This window comes from Leptothrix cholodnii SP-6 (assembly GCF_000019785.1).
GTDB lineage: Bacteria > Pseudomonadota > Gammaproteobacteria > Burkholderiales > Burkholderiaceae_C > Sphaerotilus > Sphaerotilus cholodnii.
In genome coordinates, this window is sequence record NC_010524.1 from 2,012,847 (window position 1) to 2,027,622 (window position 14,776).

Here is a 14,776-nt window from a genome sequence, read left to right on the forward strand (position 1 = left end):
CTGGCGGCGTGCAGGACTGCAGCGCCGCAGGGCGACGGGATTCGGGTTCAGGGGGTCAGACGGTGGCGGAACCAGCCGGCGGAGCGCGCGGCTGGCCGGTGCGCGGCACGCCATCGGCGGCGTGCGGCAGCACCAGCACCTGGCTCGGCACCGCAGCGGGCGCCGGTGCGGGTGCAAAACGCAGTGCGTTCGATGCCAGCGCCAGGGCGGCCGGTGCGCCGGCGCAGAACGGGCAGAGCATGCCGGCCGCGCTGCGTTCGGCGGGGGCCGACTCTGCATCGACGGCGGCACTGGCAGCCGGTGCCGTGGCACCCATGCCCGGCGCCACGCACCATTCGGCCATGCCCGGCGGCACGCCACCGCCCGCGCCACGGCTGGCGTGGGCGAGGGTGGGTGCCAGCACGTTCAGCAGGATCAGCCAGATGCCGATCCAGCTGACGAGGCGCTGCCGGGATGGTCGGAAATACATGCAGCAATTGTCGAGCGACCTTCCTGAACAGGCGCTTAGCACTTGATGGCCATCAAGGCGTCGGCAGCGGCGCCACACGGATCTCGATGGAAATGCCACAACGGATGGGATTTTTCAGATCGGGATGGGGGTCAGATCGTCGCGTGCAGACGACAGATGGTGGGCTCGATGCACGCATCGCGGATCCGGATCGCCCATCGGGCGCCGGATTTGCCCTATGGCAAACTCCGCCGCTCCCTGCCAACCCGGCCCGTTCCGCGGGCCCAGAGCGCCTTGGACAAGATCCTTTTGCAGATTGCGGCGGAGCTCTCCGTGCGCCCCGCCCAGGTCAAGTCGGCCGTCGACCTGCTCGACAGCGGCTCCACCGTGCCCTTCATCGCGCGTTACCGCAAGGAGGCCACCGACGGCCTCGACGACACCCAGCTGCGTGACCTGGAGTCGCGCCTGGGCTACCTGCGCGAGCTCGAGGATCGCCGCGCCGCGGTGCTCAAAAGCATCGCCGAGCAGGGCAAGCTGACGCCCGAACTGCGCGCCGCCATCGAGGCCGCGCCGACCAAGCAGGAGCTCGAAGACCTCTACCTGCCCTACAAGCAGAAGCGCCGCACCAAGGGCATGATCGCCCGCGAAGCCGGCATCGAGCCGCTGGCCGACCGGCTGTTTGCCGACCCGACGCTCGACCCGCGCGCCCAGGCCGAGGCCTTCATCGCGGCCTATGACGGCGGTGCCACCGCGCTGGCGACCGCCGGTTTTGCCGACGCGCTGGCGGTGCTCGACGGCGTGCGCGACATCCTCAGCGAGCGCTGGGCCGAAGACGCCGCGCTGGTCAAGGGCCTGCGCGAGTGGCTGTGGGACGAGGGCCTGTTCAAGTCCAAGCTGATGGACGGCAAGGACGAGAACAACCCGGACGTCGCCAAGTTCCGCGACTACTTCGCGTATGACGAGCCCATCCGCCGCGTGCCCTCGCACCGTGCGCTGGCCGTCTTCCGCGGCCGCACGCTGGAGATCCTCGACGCCAAGCTGGCGACCGACGAGGAACTGCAGCCCGGTCAACCCAGCCTGGCGGAGGGCAAGATCGCCATCCACCTGCGCTGGAGCCACGCCAACCGGCCCGGCGACGCGCTGATCCGCAAGTGCGTGGCCTGGACCTGGAAGGTCAAGCTCAGCCTGAGCCTGGAGCGCGACCTGTTCACCCGCCTGCGCGAAGAGGCCGAGGCCGTCGCCATCAAGGTCTTCAGCGAGAACCTGCGCGACCTGCTGCTGGCCGCGCCGGCCGGCAAGCGGGTGGTGATGGGTCTGGATCCCGGCATCCGCACCGGCGTGAAAGTGGCGGTGGTGAGCGACACCGGCAAGGTGCTCGACACGTCCACCGTCTACCCGCACGAACCGCGGCGCGACTGGGACGGCTCGCTGCACACGCTGGCCAAGCTCTGCGCGACGCACGGCGTGAACCTGATCGCCATCGGCAACGGCACCGCCAGCCGCGAGACCGACAAGCTGGCGGCCGACCTGATCAAGCGCATCCAGCAGCTCGCCCCCGGCACGCTGATCGACAAGGTGGTGGTCAGCGAAGCGGGTGCCTCGGTCTATTCGGCCAGCGAGTTCGCCTCGAAGGAGCTGCCGGATCTGGACGTCAGCCTGCGTGGCGCGGTCTCGATCGCCCGCCGGCTGCAGGATCCGCTGGCCGAGCTGGTCAAGATCGACCCCAAGAGCATCGGCGTCGGCCAGTACCAGCACGACGTCAACCAGGGCGAACTGGCGCGCACGCTGGGCACGGTGATCGAGGACTGCGTCAACTCGGTGGGCGTGGACCTGAACACCGCCTCGGCGCCGCTGCTGTCACGCGTGTCGGGCCTGAGCGGCACGGTGGCGGCCAGCATCGTGCGCTGGCGCGATGCCAACGGTGCGTTCCGCAACCGCAAGCAGCTGCTCGACGTGGCGGGGCTGGGCCCCAAGACCTTCGAGCAGGCGGCGGGTTTCCTGCGCATCCGCGGCGGCGACAACCCGCTCGACATCACCGGCGTGCACCCGGAAACCTACCCGGTGGTCGAGAAGATGATCGCCGGCACCGGCCGGCCGGTGGCCGAGCTGATGGGCCGCAGCGACGTGCTGAAGACGCTCAAGCCCGAGCTGTATGCGACCGAGAAATTCGGCGCCATCACGGTCAAGGACATCATTGCCGAGCTGGAGAAACCCGGCCGCGACCCGCGCCCGGATTTCAAGGTGGCACGTTTCAACGACGGCGTGGAGGACATCAAGGACCTGAGCGAAGGCATGGTGCTCGAAGGCACGGTGAGCAACGTCGCGCAGTTCGGTGCCTTCATCGATCTGGGCGTGCACCAGGACGGCCTGGTGCACGTCAGCCAGCTGAGCAACAAGTTCGTCAACGACGCGCGCGAGGTGGTGAAAACCGGCGACATCGTCAAGGTGCGGGTATTGGAAGTCGACCTGGCGCGCAAACGCATTTCGCTGACGATGAAACTCGACGCGCCGGCTCAGCCCAAGGGTGCGGGCAAGGCGGCCGACAACAGTTTCAAGGCCGCCGGGCGCGGCGAACGATTTGCGCCGCCGCCGCGCGGTGCGCAGCCGGCGCCGGCCGGTGCCCTGGCGGCGGCGTTCGCGAAACTGCAGGTCAAGAAATGAGGGCGCCCGCTCACATCGCAGCCGACATCGGCTGGTGATGGCCCTGATATTCCATGAACTGGGTTTCGTCGTCGTTGCGGGTCCTGGCCCAGGCGGTCAGGGCCAGCATGCCGGCATAACCGCCGACGATCATCACCGGATAGGCCGCCAGCAGTTCCACCAGCGAGTATTTCCAGGCCAGCGGCCGGCCCACGCCCATGAACGCGGCATAGAACCAGGTGACGCCTGAGACCGAGCCGGCAAACACCGTCAGGTGCAATTGGGCGGGTTTGAGCTTGAGCAGCGAACCGGCTTTCTGCATCAGCGGCAGCACGGTCCTGTGCAGCAGCACGCCGTTGATCGTCAGCAGCAGCACCAGCCCGATCTTGGCCTGCAGTTTCGGGTTCTCGAAATAGCTCCAGCCCTTGACCGAGGCGTCGAGCGCGACCACGGCGATACCGGTGATCCACAAGGCCAGCAGCGCACGCGATACCGTGCTTTGCAGCTGGTCGAGGTGTTCGGAATCGGATCGTGATCGCGTGGTGTCGCCGGTGATCAGTTTCCTGACCATGGCGATGTCGCTCGTCAGGACCAGTCCGATGGCCACGCAGCAGGCGATCAGGTGAAGATAGACGACAGCAAGGCGGGTGAATTCCATGAAAGCTCCGGCAAGGGCCGACGGGTGTCGGCTCGTTCAACAGACAAGTTCGACAGACCACCCCGTTCTGGATGAATGAACCGGTCTGCGCTGGAACGAAGCTTAAAAGCGCCTTAAATCGCCTATGTGAGCAAAGGTGCGACGCCGTGAACGTCTGTTGAAAACCGCGATGCGCCTGTGTGTGGGCAGCTTTCCCACGTGTGGGCCGGGTTTGCCCGTGCATCGGTCGGCGGATCGGTGCGGTGGCGCTTGCTTATTTCCGCACACTTGACCGACTGTTGTTACAGATCAAGTTTCGCCAGGGTCTGGCGGCGAAACGCCTGGTCCCACGCCAGGCACAGCGTCCAGCACAGCCAGGCCGACCACAGCACGTGGCTCGGGTAGTGCGCGCCACGGGCCAGCTGGGCCAAGCCGTACAGGCTGCCGACCAGCAGCACGGCGACGAGCAGCCTGCGTGCGAGTTGCGGACGGTGGTCGCGCCACAGGAAGTACAGGCTGAAGAAGGCAAACGCCGAGACGGCATGCCCGGACGGAAAGCAGTGGCCGCCGCCGCCGTCGCCGATGCCGATCTGCCAGTGCGACACGTAACGCGCCATGCCGCCGAACAGGCTCAGATCCCACGGGCAGCTGGTGGCGCTGACCCGCTTGATGCCGGGCACCACGAGCAGGCTCGCCAGCGTGGCGCCCAGCCAGGCCAGGCGCGTGCGCCGGTCCGGGCCGCGGGTCAGCGGCCGCCAGCAGTCGATCAGCACGATGGCCAGCACCACCATCGACAGGCGGCGGCCGCCCTCGTGCAGCAGGTCGCGGGTCCACCAGGCGTCGCGCAGGGCAAAACCCTGCGGGCTGCCGAACCCGGCGCTGACCGCCAGGTCGAGCCCCGACAGATCCCACAGCAGCAGCGCCGCCGCGGCGCCGAGCGTGACCCGCAGATCACGGCGTGCACGCCCGGCCGGCTGCCGCGCCGCCGCAAGCGTCGTCACGCGCCGGCCGCCGGGGTGGCGGGGGGCTTGGCGAGACCGGCGGCACTGCACGGAGCCAGCAGATCCAGCGGTCTTTCGTGCAGGCCGGTGCTGACGTCGAGCAGGCCGAGCACGGTGTGGAACAGGTTGTCGTGGCTCGCGGGGGCCTTGGCGACACGCTGCAGGCAGGCGCTGTCGAGGCCGGCCTGCTGCTTCCAGCCGTCCGACAGCCACATCACCATCGGCACCTTCTTCTGCACGTCGGGCGCGATGGGATAGGGCATGCCGTGCAGGAACAGGTTGTTCTCGCCCAGCGATTCGCCGTGGTCGGACACGTAGATCATGGCCGTGTCGATCTGGTCGGAGCGGGCCCGGAGCTTGGCGATCAGCGTGGCCAGCAGGTGATCGGTGTAGAGCAGGCTGTTGTCGTAGGCGTTGACGATCTCGGCGGGCGTGCACAGGCGCAGGTCGTCGCTGGTGCAGGCCGGCTGGAAACGTGCGAAGGCCGGCGGATAGCGTTTCGAATACGCCGGGCCGTGGTTGCCGAGCTGGTGCAGCACCAGCAGCTGGTTGCCGCGGGCGTGCGCCAGGCTCTGGTCCAGGCCGTGCAGCAGGCCCTCGTCGAGGCAGCGCCCGCCTTCGCACAGGCCGGCCGGGTTGATCGTGGCGACGACGTCGTTGGGCAGGCCGTCGCAGACGCCCTTGCAGCCGGACTGGTTGTCGCGCCAGTGCACCGCCACGCCGGCACGGGCGGCCACGTGCAGCAGCGATTCGCTGCCGCGGATGCGGTCTTCGTCGTAGTCGCGCCGGCCGACCGGGGCGAACATGCAGGGCAGCGAGACCTCGGTGTTGGTGCCGCAGGCGGTCACGTCCCTGAAGTTGAGCACCGGCAGGCCGGCCAGCTCGGGGGTGGTGTCGCGGGCGTAGCCGTTGAGGCCCCAGTTGGCGGCGCGGGCGGTCTCGCCCACCACCAGCACGAGCACGCGCGGCTTGTGCCGGGTCGCCCAGCTCGGGCCGGGCACGGCGTCCAGGCCGATCGGCTGACGCGGCTTGGCAGCGCCTCGGGCGTCCTGCACCGCCACGCTGGCCAGCGACCACAGCACGTTGGCCGGCGTGATCAGGTAGCGCATTTCCTTGTGATTGCGCATCAGCGACGAAAACGGCTGGAACACCGCCAGCAGCGCCCCGACCAGCACCGCCACGCCCGCCAGCAGCAGGCCTGCCCGTGCGGCGCCGGCACGCAGCCACGGCCGGTTGACGATGCGCACCCGCCACAGCAGCAGCAGCGGCAGCACGGCGTAGACCAGCAGGTGCGCGGCCATCGCCAGGCTGAACAGCTCGCCGGCCTCGCCGACGTCGGTGCGCAGCACGTTGCGCAGCATCGAGGGGTCGAGGTAGACGCCGAACTGCTGCATGAAATGGCTGGCCGACGCGGTGGCCACGATCAGCACCGCCAGCAGCGGCTTGACGGTCCAGCGGTTGGCCGCCAGCGCAAGCAGCAGCAGGTGGATGCCCATCACGATCACGCTCAGCGCCAGCCCGAAGCCCCAGGTCGACAGCGACGTCAGCGAGCGCCCCTGCAAGGCGGCGCTGACGAACTGCCGGTTGGCCGTCAGCAGGAAGAACAGGCTGGCGACCAGCACCAGCTGTTCGACGGTGGCGGGGATCGCGAATCGATCGGGCGCGCTGCGTGACGGGGCGGCGGCAGCGGCCGCAGCGGTGAAAGGGGGCTTGTGGTCGGACATCGGGGCGGATTTCAGACTGCCGAACTGAAGTCGGTCTGAAGCCGGCCCCGCGACGGCCGGTGTTACCGTTGCGGACACGATTTCCGTGTCACACCATGCGTTTGCTGCTGCTCGAAGACGATCTGATCCTGGGCGAGGGCCTGCGCGACTACCTGCGCACCGAGGGCCATGTGGTCGACTGGTGCAGCCGCCTGGCCCATGCCGAGGCGCTGCGCGGCGAGCCCTACGACGCCCTGCTGGTCGACTGGCAGCTGCCCGACGGCTCGGGCCTGGCCTGGCTGCGCGGTCGCCGCGCCCACGGCGACACCACGCCGGCGCTGATGCTGACCGCGCGCGACCGGCTCGAAGACCGCGTGATGGGGCTCGACCAGGGCGCCGACGACTACCTCGTCAAGCCCTTCGCCCCGGAGGAACTGGCCGCCCGCCTGCGGGCGCTGGCGCGGCGCCTGGCCAGTGCGGCGGTGCCGCGGCTGAGCTTCGGCGGCGTCGAGATCGACCTGCAGGCGCGCACCGCCTGGCGCGACGGCCCGCGCATCGAGCTGACCGCGCGCGAGTGGATGGTGCTCGAGGCCCTGGCGCTGCGGGCCGGGCGCATCGTGCCCAAGCCCGACCTCGAGCGGCTGGTGCTCGGCCAGGACTCCGAGGTGGTCAGCAACGTGCTCGAGGTGCACATCTCCAGCCTGCGCCGCAAGCTCGGCGCGACGCTGATCGAGACCGTGCGCGGCCTCGGCTACCGCATGGGCCAGCAGGCGTGAGCCGGCTGGCTTCGATCCGCCAGCGGCTCGGCCGCATGATGATCGGCTGGTCGCTGGTCTGGGTGGTGGCCGGCTCGCTGGCGGTGCTGCTGACGGTCGAGCACGAGATCGACGAACTGCTCGACGACACCCTGCGCGCCTCGGCGCAGGTGATGAGCGCGCTGCTGTCCAGCCATGCCGATGCCTTGCCGCCGGGCCTGCCGGTGCAGGGCCAGATCGGCAGTCTGGGCGAGGAGCGGTTCGCCTGGCAGATGGTCAGCCACGACGGCCGGGTGCTGCTGCGTTCACCGAGCGCACCGGCGCAAGCGCTGCACGCCACCGCGACCGCGGGGTTTTCGGACACGCCCGACTGGCGCGTGCTGGGGGTGGCGCTGGCCGGCCGCGGTCGCATGCTCTACGTGGCGCAGACCCGCGCCGAGCGTCACGAGGCGCGCCTGTCGGTGGGGCTCAATGCCGGCCTGGCGGCGCTCGGGGTCGGTCTGCTGGCCTACCTGACGCTCGGGGCGCAGATCCGGCACGAGCTGCTGCCGCTGCAGCGCCTGAGCGACCGGCTCGCCCACCACGATCCCAGCCAGCCCGGTGTCAGCCTGGGCCCGGCCGAGCGTGCCGAGCTGCAGCCGGTGCATGCCGCGATCGACGAGCTGGGCCACCGGCTGGCGCGCCGGCTGGCGCACGAGCGGGTGTTTTCGGCCCACGCCGCGCACGCGCTGCGCACGCCGCTGGCCGGCATCGACGCCCAGCTGGCGGTGGCGCTGCGCGAAAGCCCGCCCGAGCTGCAGCCGCGCCTGCGGCGGGTGCGCGAGGCCAGCACGCGGCTGCAGCGGGTGGTCGCCGCCTTGCTGCTGCTGTTTCGCAACAAGGCCAAGGAACTCAGCCGCGAGCCGGTCGACCTGCCGGCGCTGCTGGCGCGGCTGCCGGTCGCGGGCTTGCAGGTCGATGTGCCCGACGGCGCGGTGTTCGATGCCGACGCCGACCTGCTGGCCGCCGCCTTGCTCAACCTGCTCGACAACGCCCAGCGCCACGGGGCCCACCGGGTGGTGCTGTCGCTGCCGGCGCCCGATTGCCTGCGCCTGCACGACGACGGCCCGGGCGTGCCGGCCGAGCAGCGCGACTGGCTGCGCCAGACGCTCGCCGGCGCCGCGGCGTCAGCTGCCGCCGAGCCGGCCGGTGCGCCGAGCCAGGGCCAGGGCACCGGCCTGGGCCTGCACCTGGCGCAGCTGGTGGCGCGGGCGCACGGCGGGCAGCTGCACCTGCCGGACGTCGAAAGCGGATTTGCGGTCGAGCTGGCGTGGCCGGCCGGCGACGAGCGCCTGCTGGGCTGACCCGAGGGCAGGCCGGACCGAGGCTCCCCCCGTTTGCGGAGGCCCGGATTGACATCGGGACGTCAATCCCGGAAGCTGAAACAAGCGTATCCATCGGCAAGTCCGGCCCGCCGGACCGAGCCCAACTGGAGCACGGACATGGCTGTACCTGCCCGACAACTGCGCCTCGCCGGCCGCCACGCGCTGGTCGACGGCATCCGGTTCGAGATGCCGATCAACTCCGAACGATCGCCCGCGCTGATGGCGGTGTTCTCGATCGACGCCGACGCCGCGCGGCGCCTGATCCCCGGCAACGAGGTCCATCCCCTGCGGCTGTGGAAGCGCGGCCTGCTGGTGGTGACGGTGATCGACTACCGCGTCACCGACATCGGCCAGTACATCGAATATTCGATCGCGATCGCCTGCACGCACGGCCGGCGCCCGGCGCCGCCGCTGTTGCCGGGCCTGCTGATGAAGACCTTCGGCACCGGCCAGTACGTCTGGGACCTGCCGGTGTCGAGCGAGGTGTCGGTCAAGGGCGGCAAGGGCATCTGGGGCATGCCCAAGCACCAGGCCAGCCTCGACTTCGTGATCGGCCGGCAGTGGGTCAGCAGCCAGTACGACCTCGACGGCCGGATGATGATGCGCATCGACGTCAGGAAGCCGTCGTCGGCCTGGCTGCCGGTGAACCTGGGCGCGGCCAACTACTGCGCCTTCCGCGGCATGCTGATGAAGTCGAACATCTACTTCAAGGGCAAGCTCGGTCTTTCGCTGTTTCGCCCCGGCTCGGCGCGGCTGCTGATCGGCGACCACCCGCGCATGGCGCCGCTGTGGACGCTCGACATCGACCCGACGCCGATCGCCGCCGGCTTCTTCCCGTCGACCGCCGGGGTGCTCGACGACCATTTCGAGTGCTGGTTCCTGACCGACCCGCAACCGCCCGCGCAGGCCGTCCAGGGCCTCGAAACCACCCATCCGCTCGGCCAGTCGCAGCAGTGGCTGGCGCCGCCCGCACGGGCGGCGAACTGGGAGTTCGAATCATGAAAGGCCGGCTGCTGATCGCCAACCACGGGTTCCTGCTGCTGTGCGCGTCGATGTACCTCGGCACCGGCGGCTCGCTGGTGCTGTTCTCGTTTCCGGTCGCGTCCCAGCTGACGCCCGACAACTACTATCTGCAGTTCGTGCCGCAGGTCCAGGCGGCCACCGAGTTCTTCACCACCATGACGCGGCTGATGCTCGCCGGCGGCGTGGTCATGCTGGTGGCCGAATGGCGACAGCCGACGCGCTGGGTGCCGATCGTGGTGCTGCTGGCCGTGCTGGCGGCGACCGCGATCACGATGAAATGGATCTTTCCGCTCAATGCGGCGATGGCCGGCCCCATCACCGATGCCGCCGAGCTGCGCCGCGTGCTCGACGAGTGGATGCAGCTCAACCGCATCCGGGTCGGGCTGTGGTGCGTGCAGTGGGCGGCGCTGGCCTGGTATTTCGCACGCTGGGCGCATCGCGGCCGCTATCGCGCAACCGGACCGGGGTACTGACATGAATCCGCTGCCACTGGAGCGCCGCGCCGCCGCGGCCATCGCCGCCATCACGATCCTGACCGGCGCGGCGCAGATGCTGGCCGGCGGGCCGCTGCTGGCCCTGATCGCGACCGCGCCGCCCGACCGGACCGGCGCACACCTGTTCGCCACCGTCGGCATGTTCATGGTGCTGTTCGGCGCCAGCCTGCTGCACGCGCAGAGCCGACGCGAGGCGCTGGCGGTGGTGCTGCTGTGGGCGGCGCTGCAGAAGCTGCTGGCGGCGGTGATGGTCGGCTGGGGCGTCGGCCGGGGCGTTTTCGTGGAGCCCGCGCTGCTGGTGGCGGGTTTCGACCTGGCCAGCGGCCTGCTGTTCCTGGACCTGCGCCGCCGCGGCGGCTGATCCCGTGAGCGCGTCGCACACCCCACCGATCGCCGCCCGCGATGCCGGCGTGCGGCGCGCCCTGGTGCTCGCCGGTGGCGGCATGCGGGTGGCCTACCAGGCCGGCGCGGTCAAGGCGCTGTTCGACGAGGGCCTGCGCTTCAGCCATGCCGACGGCACCTCCGGCGGCACCATCAACCTCGCCGCCCTGCTGTCAGGCCTGACACCCGACGAGCTGTGCGCGCGCTGGCGCAGCCTGCCGGTCACCGGTTTTGCCGCGCTGCGGCCGCTGCCCGAGTACCTGCGCGGCACCCGCATGAGTGCCGTCGGCAGCGCTGACGGGCTGATCGAGAAGGTCTACCCGGCGCTCGGCATCTCGATCGAGCGCATCCGCGCCGCCACCGGCATCGACGCCGCGTTCAACGTCTGCCGCTTCGACGACAAGACCGTCGTGCCGCTGCCGCAGGCGCAGCTCGACATCGCTCGCCTGGTGGCCGGCGTGTCGCTGCCGATCTTCATGCCGGCGGTGCAGGCCGACGGGCAGACCTGGACCGACGCGGTCTGGATCAAGGACGCCAACCTGCTCGCCTGCGTCGAGCGGGGCGCGCGCGAGCTCTGGCTGGTCTGGTGCATCGGCAACACGCCGGTCTACCGCGACGGTGCCTTCAACCAGTACGTGCACATGATCGAGATGAGCGCGCTGGGCGCGCTGCACGGCGAGCTGGCGAGCATCGCCGACATCAACCGGCGCATCGCCGCGGGCGAGACGGTGTTCGGTCACCGCGAGCCGATCGCCGTGCACATCATCAGGCCCGAGGTTGCGCTGCCGCTGGACCCGGACTTCTTCCTGGGCCGCATCGACGCCGCGACGCTGATCGACATGGGCTACCGCGACGCCCGCCGCACGCTGCGCGCGGGTGCGCCGGCCGCGTTGGAGCCTGGCGCGACGGCAATGCGTGAGCCCGGTGTCGGCGTGGGCTGGCGCCTGGCGATGGCAGGCGGTTTCCAGCTCGGCACGACCGCCCCGCTGACGCTGCACGCCACCGTCCACATCGAGGACCTCGCGGCCTTCATCACCGACCCGCGGCACCCGGCGGGGCTGACCGGCCGGATCGATTTCGCGCCGCTCGGCCTGGTCGCGCTGCCGGCCGAGTCGGGCCGTTTCGGCCTGGTCGGCCCGGGCGGCGGAGCGGACCCGGCACACATCGCCTACGAACTGGGGTTCGTGCACGCCGGCCAGAGTTATTGCCTGATCGGCAAGAAGCGCTTTCGAACCGGTGGGCCCTGGCGCCTGCGCGCCGACCTCACCACGCTGCACACGACGCTGCACAAGGGGGTCGACGCCAGCGGCGCGGTTGTCGGCACCGGCGTCCTGCACCTGGGCGTGGCCGATCTGCTGCGGCTGCTGCGCAGCCTGCACGCCAGCAACGCACCTTCCGCGCGCACGGGATTCGCTGCGGTCTGGCGTTTCGTCAAGTTCTTCACGTGCTGGGTGAGCCGGCGAGGGCGACCACGAGGCGCCTGAGGGTCGCCGGCTGCGCGACACTGGCGGGCTCGATGCTCACGCCAGCGCGCATGAAACCGCTCCCGCCCGCTCCCCTGACCCCCGCGATGCACGCGCTGCTGCAGCGCATCCACCGCGCCGACCGTCCCGCGCTGCACCACCTCAGCCCGGCCGATGCCCAGCAGCTGTACCACGCCGGCGCCGAGGTGCTGGAGCTGCCCCGCGCGCCGCTGGCACGGGTCGAGAACCTGCAGATCACCGTGGCGCCCGGCGTGGCGCTGCCGGCGCGGCTCTACGCCGGCAGCACGGCGGCCGGCCTGCCGGTGCTGCTGTACCTGCACGGCGGCGGTTTCACGATCGGCGGGCTCGAGACGCACGACAGCCTGTGTCGCCAGCTGGCCCTGCGCAGCGGCGTGGCGGTGCTGGCGCTCGATTACCGCCTGGCGCCCGAGCACCGCTTTCCGATCGCGGTCGACGACGCCTGGGGTGCGCTCGGCTGGCTGGCCCAGCACGCCGCAGATCTGGGGCTCGACCCGCACCGCCTGGCGGTCGGCGGCGACAGCGCCGGCGGCACGCTTTCGGCGGTGGTCGCCCTGCTGGCGCGCGACCACGGCCTGCCGCTGGCCTTGCAGGTGCTGATCACGCCGGGCACCACGGCGCATGCCGACACCGGCTCGCACCACACCTACGCGCAGGGCTACCTGCTCGAGCGCGCCGCGATCGAGTGGTTCTTCGACCACTACATCGACCGCGGCCAGCGCGAGGACTGGCGGTTCGCGCCGCTGCTCGCGCCCGACCACGACGCCGTCGCGCCGGCCTGGATCGGCCTGGCCGAATGCGATCCGCTGGTCGACGAGGGCCTGGCCTACGCCGACCGCCTGCGCATGGCCGGCGTGCCAGTGCAGCTCGAGCTGTGGCGCGGCGTGACGCACGACTTCATCAAGCTGGGCCGGGCCATCCCCGAAGCCCTGCAAGCCCAACAATCGATCGCCGACGCCTTGCGCGCGGCCTTCCAGATGCCCGGAGAACGCGCATGAGCCGCCGCAACAGCTTCCGTTTCCTGCACCGCCTGCGGGTGCGCTGGGCCGAGGTCGACCTGCAGCAGGTGGTCTTCAACGGCCACTACCTGATGTATTTCGACACCGCGGTGGCCGACTACTGGCGCGCGCTGGCGCTGCCGTATCACGAGACGATGGCGCAGCTCGACGGCGACCTGTACGTGCGCAAGGCCACGGTCGAATACGAAGCCAGCGCCCGGTTCGACGACCAGCTCGAGATCGGCGTGCGCTGCGAGCGCGTCGGCAACAGCTCGATCACCTTCAGCTGCGCGGTGTTCCGCGCCGAGGAACTGCTCGTCGGCGGCGAACTGGTCTACGTGTTCGTCGACCCGGTCAGCCGCACCAGCCGGCCGGTGCCGCAGGCGCTGCGCGAGACCCTGCTCGCCTACGAGGGCGGCGCGCCGATGCTCGACGTGCGGGTGGGCAGCTGGGCTGAACTGGGCGGGCGCGCCCAGACGATCCGCACCGAGGTGTTCGTGCACGAGCAGCGCATCCCCGCCGAGCTGGAGTGGGATGCCGCCGACGCGACCTGCGTGCATGCGCTGGCCGTCAACCGCCTGGGCATGCCGCTGGCGACCGGCCGGCTGCTCGAGCCGTCGCCGGGCGTGGGGCGCATCGGCCGCATGGCGGTGCGGGCGTCGATGCGCGGCGGCCATGTCGGCCGCGCCGTGCTCGACGCGCTGCTGGCGGCGGCGCGCGAACGCGGTTTCCACGAGGTGGTGCTGCACGCCCAGCAGTCGGCGGTCGGCTTCTACCTGCGGGTCGGATTCGTGCCGCGTGGCGAGGCCTTCGAGGAGGCCGGCATCCTGCACCAGGAGATGGTGCGCGCGCCCTGAACCGGGCGTGTTCAGCCGCGGACGGCGGTGGCGTCGAAGTCCGACAGCATCACCGGGAAACGCGCGGCCGCCGACCGGTGCGGCTGCGGGTGGTGGTGGACCAGCATCGGCCGCTGCGCACCCAGCGGCAGCAGCAGGGCGTCGCCGGCCGGGCGCGGCGGCCAGTCGTGCAGGGTCGCGCGGCGCAGCTGGCTCGGGCGGCCGGCGATCGCGTGGCTGCGTTCGTAGACCGTCGTGACGAGGCCGTCGCCGCGCTGCTCGGTGATCAGCACCGTCGAGCAGCGTGTGCCGTAGCGGCCATCGGGCGTGCGGATGAAGCAGGCCGACAGCTGGCGTTCGAGCTCGAGCGCGATGCCGGTGGCGGGCAGCTGGTCGTCGCTCGCCACGCGGGAGTCGCCCAGCGCGGCCAGCAGGTTCGACGCCAGTTCGTCGGGCGTGCTGGCGGGGCAGTCCTGCGCGCGCTGCAGGGCCAGGCCGAGCTGCTGCTTGAGCGCCACGACCTTGGGCCACGGTTCGTCGAGGCTGCCGTTGGACAGCCCGAACAGGCCGTGATCGAGCCGCAGCGGGCTGGCGTGGGCCGAGCTCATCCAGTAAAGGTCGCCGCGGCTGAAATCGGCGGCGATCAGGTTGAAGCCGTTGTGGCCGCTCAGGGCCGTCTGCATCCAGAACCGGTCGGTGCGCTGGCAGGTGGTGAGCCAGCGCGTGACGATGTTGCCGCGCGAGGGCGCATCGGCCTGCTGGCGGCTCGGTGCGCGGATGTTGGTGAGCAGGGCCAGCCGGCCTGCGGCGCTCAGGCCCATCCAGGTGCCGCCGGCCTGAAGGTCGCGGCCGGCCAGGATCTCGGTGCCTTCGCTGGTGGGCGGCCACCAGGCCAGGCCTTCGGTCGGGCGGGCGTGGAACTCGTCGCGATTGGCCGCCAGCACCAGCGGAAACCGCGCGCTCAGGCCCAGGGCAAAGGCGGCCAGGCACATGG

The 14,776-nt window shown here is 70.8% G+C and carries 14 protein-coding genes; 9 read left to right on the forward strand and 5 right to left on the reverse strand.

Going from position 1 to position 14,776, the window contains the following annotated elements:
* Positions 1–55: 55 nt before the first annotated feature.
* Positions 56–469 (reverse strand): DUF2946 family protein, encoded by a 414-nt coding sequence (locus tag LCHO_RS09310; protein WP_012346889.1) that lies wholly within the window; start codon positions 467–469, stop codon positions 56–58.
* A 273-nt stretch (positions 470–742) separates the two neighbouring features.
* Here LCHO_RS09310 and LCHO_RS09315 point away from each other — a divergent pair, with 273 nt between their 5' ends.
* Positions 743–3,109 (forward strand): Tex family protein, encoded by a 2,367-nt coding sequence (locus LCHO_RS09315; protein ID WP_043704085.1) that lies wholly within the window; start codon positions 743–745, stop codon positions 3,107–3,109.
* Between the two features lie 10 nt (positions 3,110–3,119).
* On the opposite strand, the gene LCHO_RS09320 is transcribed toward LCHO_RS09315, so the two are convergent.
* The 3 genes from LCHO_RS09320 to LCHO_RS09330 form a co-directional block, all read right to left on the reverse strand.
* Positions 3,120–3,746 (reverse strand): hypothetical protein, encoded by a 627-nt coding sequence (locus LCHO_RS09320; RefSeq protein ID WP_012346891.1) that lies wholly within the window; start codon positions 3,744–3,746, stop codon positions 3,120–3,122.
* 281 nt (positions 3,747–4,027) lie between these two features.
* Complete coding sequence (locus LCHO_RS09325) at positions 4,028–4,726, reverse strand: phosphatase PAP2 family protein (protein WP_012346892.1); 699 nt, start codon at positions 4,724–4,726, stop codon at positions 4,028–4,030.
* On the reverse strand, positions 4,723–6,450 hold the full coding sequence (locus LCHO_RS09330) for a phosphoethanolamine transferase (RefSeq protein ID WP_012346893.1): 1,728 nt from the start codon (positions 6,448–6,450) through the stop codon (positions 4,723–4,725). The genes LCHO_RS09325 and LCHO_RS09330 overlap by 4 nt, the downstream gene beginning before the upstream one ends.
* A 95-nt stretch (positions 6,451–6,545) precedes the next feature.
* Here LCHO_RS09330 and LCHO_RS09335 point away from each other — a divergent pair, with 95 nt between their 5' ends.
* The 8 genes from LCHO_RS09335 (at position 6,546) to LCHO_RS09370 (ending at position 13,803) form a co-directional block, all read left to right on the forward strand.
* Positions 6,546–7,205, forward strand: a complete 660-nt coding sequence (locus LCHO_RS09335; RefSeq protein WP_012346894.1) for a response regulator transcription factor — start codon at positions 6,546–6,548, stop codon at positions 7,203–7,205.
* Positions 7,202–8,527, forward strand: coding sequence for a sensor histidine kinase (locus tag LCHO_RS09340; protein WP_223210524.1), 1,326 nt, complete (start codon positions 7,202–7,204; stop codon positions 8,525–8,527). The genes LCHO_RS09335 and LCHO_RS09340 overlap by 4 nt, the downstream gene beginning before the upstream one ends.
* A gap of 138 nt (positions 8,528–8,665) precedes the next feature.
* Positions 8,666–9,550, forward strand: a complete 885-nt coding sequence (locus LCHO_RS09345; RefSeq protein WP_012346896.1) for an acetoacetate decarboxylase family protein — start codon at positions 8,666–8,668, stop codon at positions 9,548–9,550.
* On the forward strand, positions 9,547–10,044 hold the full coding sequence (locus LCHO_RS09350; protein WP_012346897.1) for a DUF1772 domain-containing protein: 498 nt from the start codon (positions 9,547–9,549) through the stop codon (positions 10,042–10,044). Before LCHO_RS09345 ends, LCHO_RS09350 begins: the two co-directional genes overlap by 4 nt.
* A 1-nt stretch (position 10,045) precedes the next feature.
* Entirely contained in the window at positions 10,046–10,426 is a 381-nt protein-coding gene (locus tag LCHO_RS09355; protein ID WP_012346898.1) for a hypothetical protein, read from the forward strand.
* 4 nt (positions 10,427–10,430) lie between these two features.
* Complete coding sequence (locus LCHO_RS09360; protein WP_012346899.1) at positions 10,431–11,930, forward strand: patatin-like phospholipase family protein; 1,500 nt, start codon at positions 10,431–10,433, stop codon at positions 11,928–11,930.
* A 50-nt stretch (positions 11,931–11,980) separates the two neighbouring features.
* Entirely contained in the window at positions 11,981–12,946 is a 966-nt protein-coding gene (locus tag LCHO_RS09365; protein WP_012346900.1) for an alpha/beta hydrolase, read from the forward strand.
* On the forward strand, positions 12,943–13,803 hold the full coding sequence (locus LCHO_RS09370) for a YbgC/FadM family acyl-CoA thioesterase (RefSeq protein WP_012346901.1): 861 nt from the start codon (positions 12,943–12,945) through the stop codon (positions 13,801–13,803). The genes LCHO_RS09365 and LCHO_RS09370 overlap by 4 nt, the downstream gene beginning before the upstream one ends.
* 11 nt (positions 13,804–13,814) lie before the next feature.
* Here LCHO_RS09370 and LCHO_RS09375 read toward each other — a convergent pair whose 3' ends face one another.
* Positions 13,815–14,774 carry an NRDE family protein gene (locus LCHO_RS09375; protein WP_012346902.1) on the reverse strand — a complete coding sequence of 320 codons (960 nt, stop codon included), beginning with the start codon at positions 14,772–14,774 and terminating at the stop codon, positions 13,815–13,817.
* Positions 14,775–14,776 lie beyond the last annotated feature (2 nt).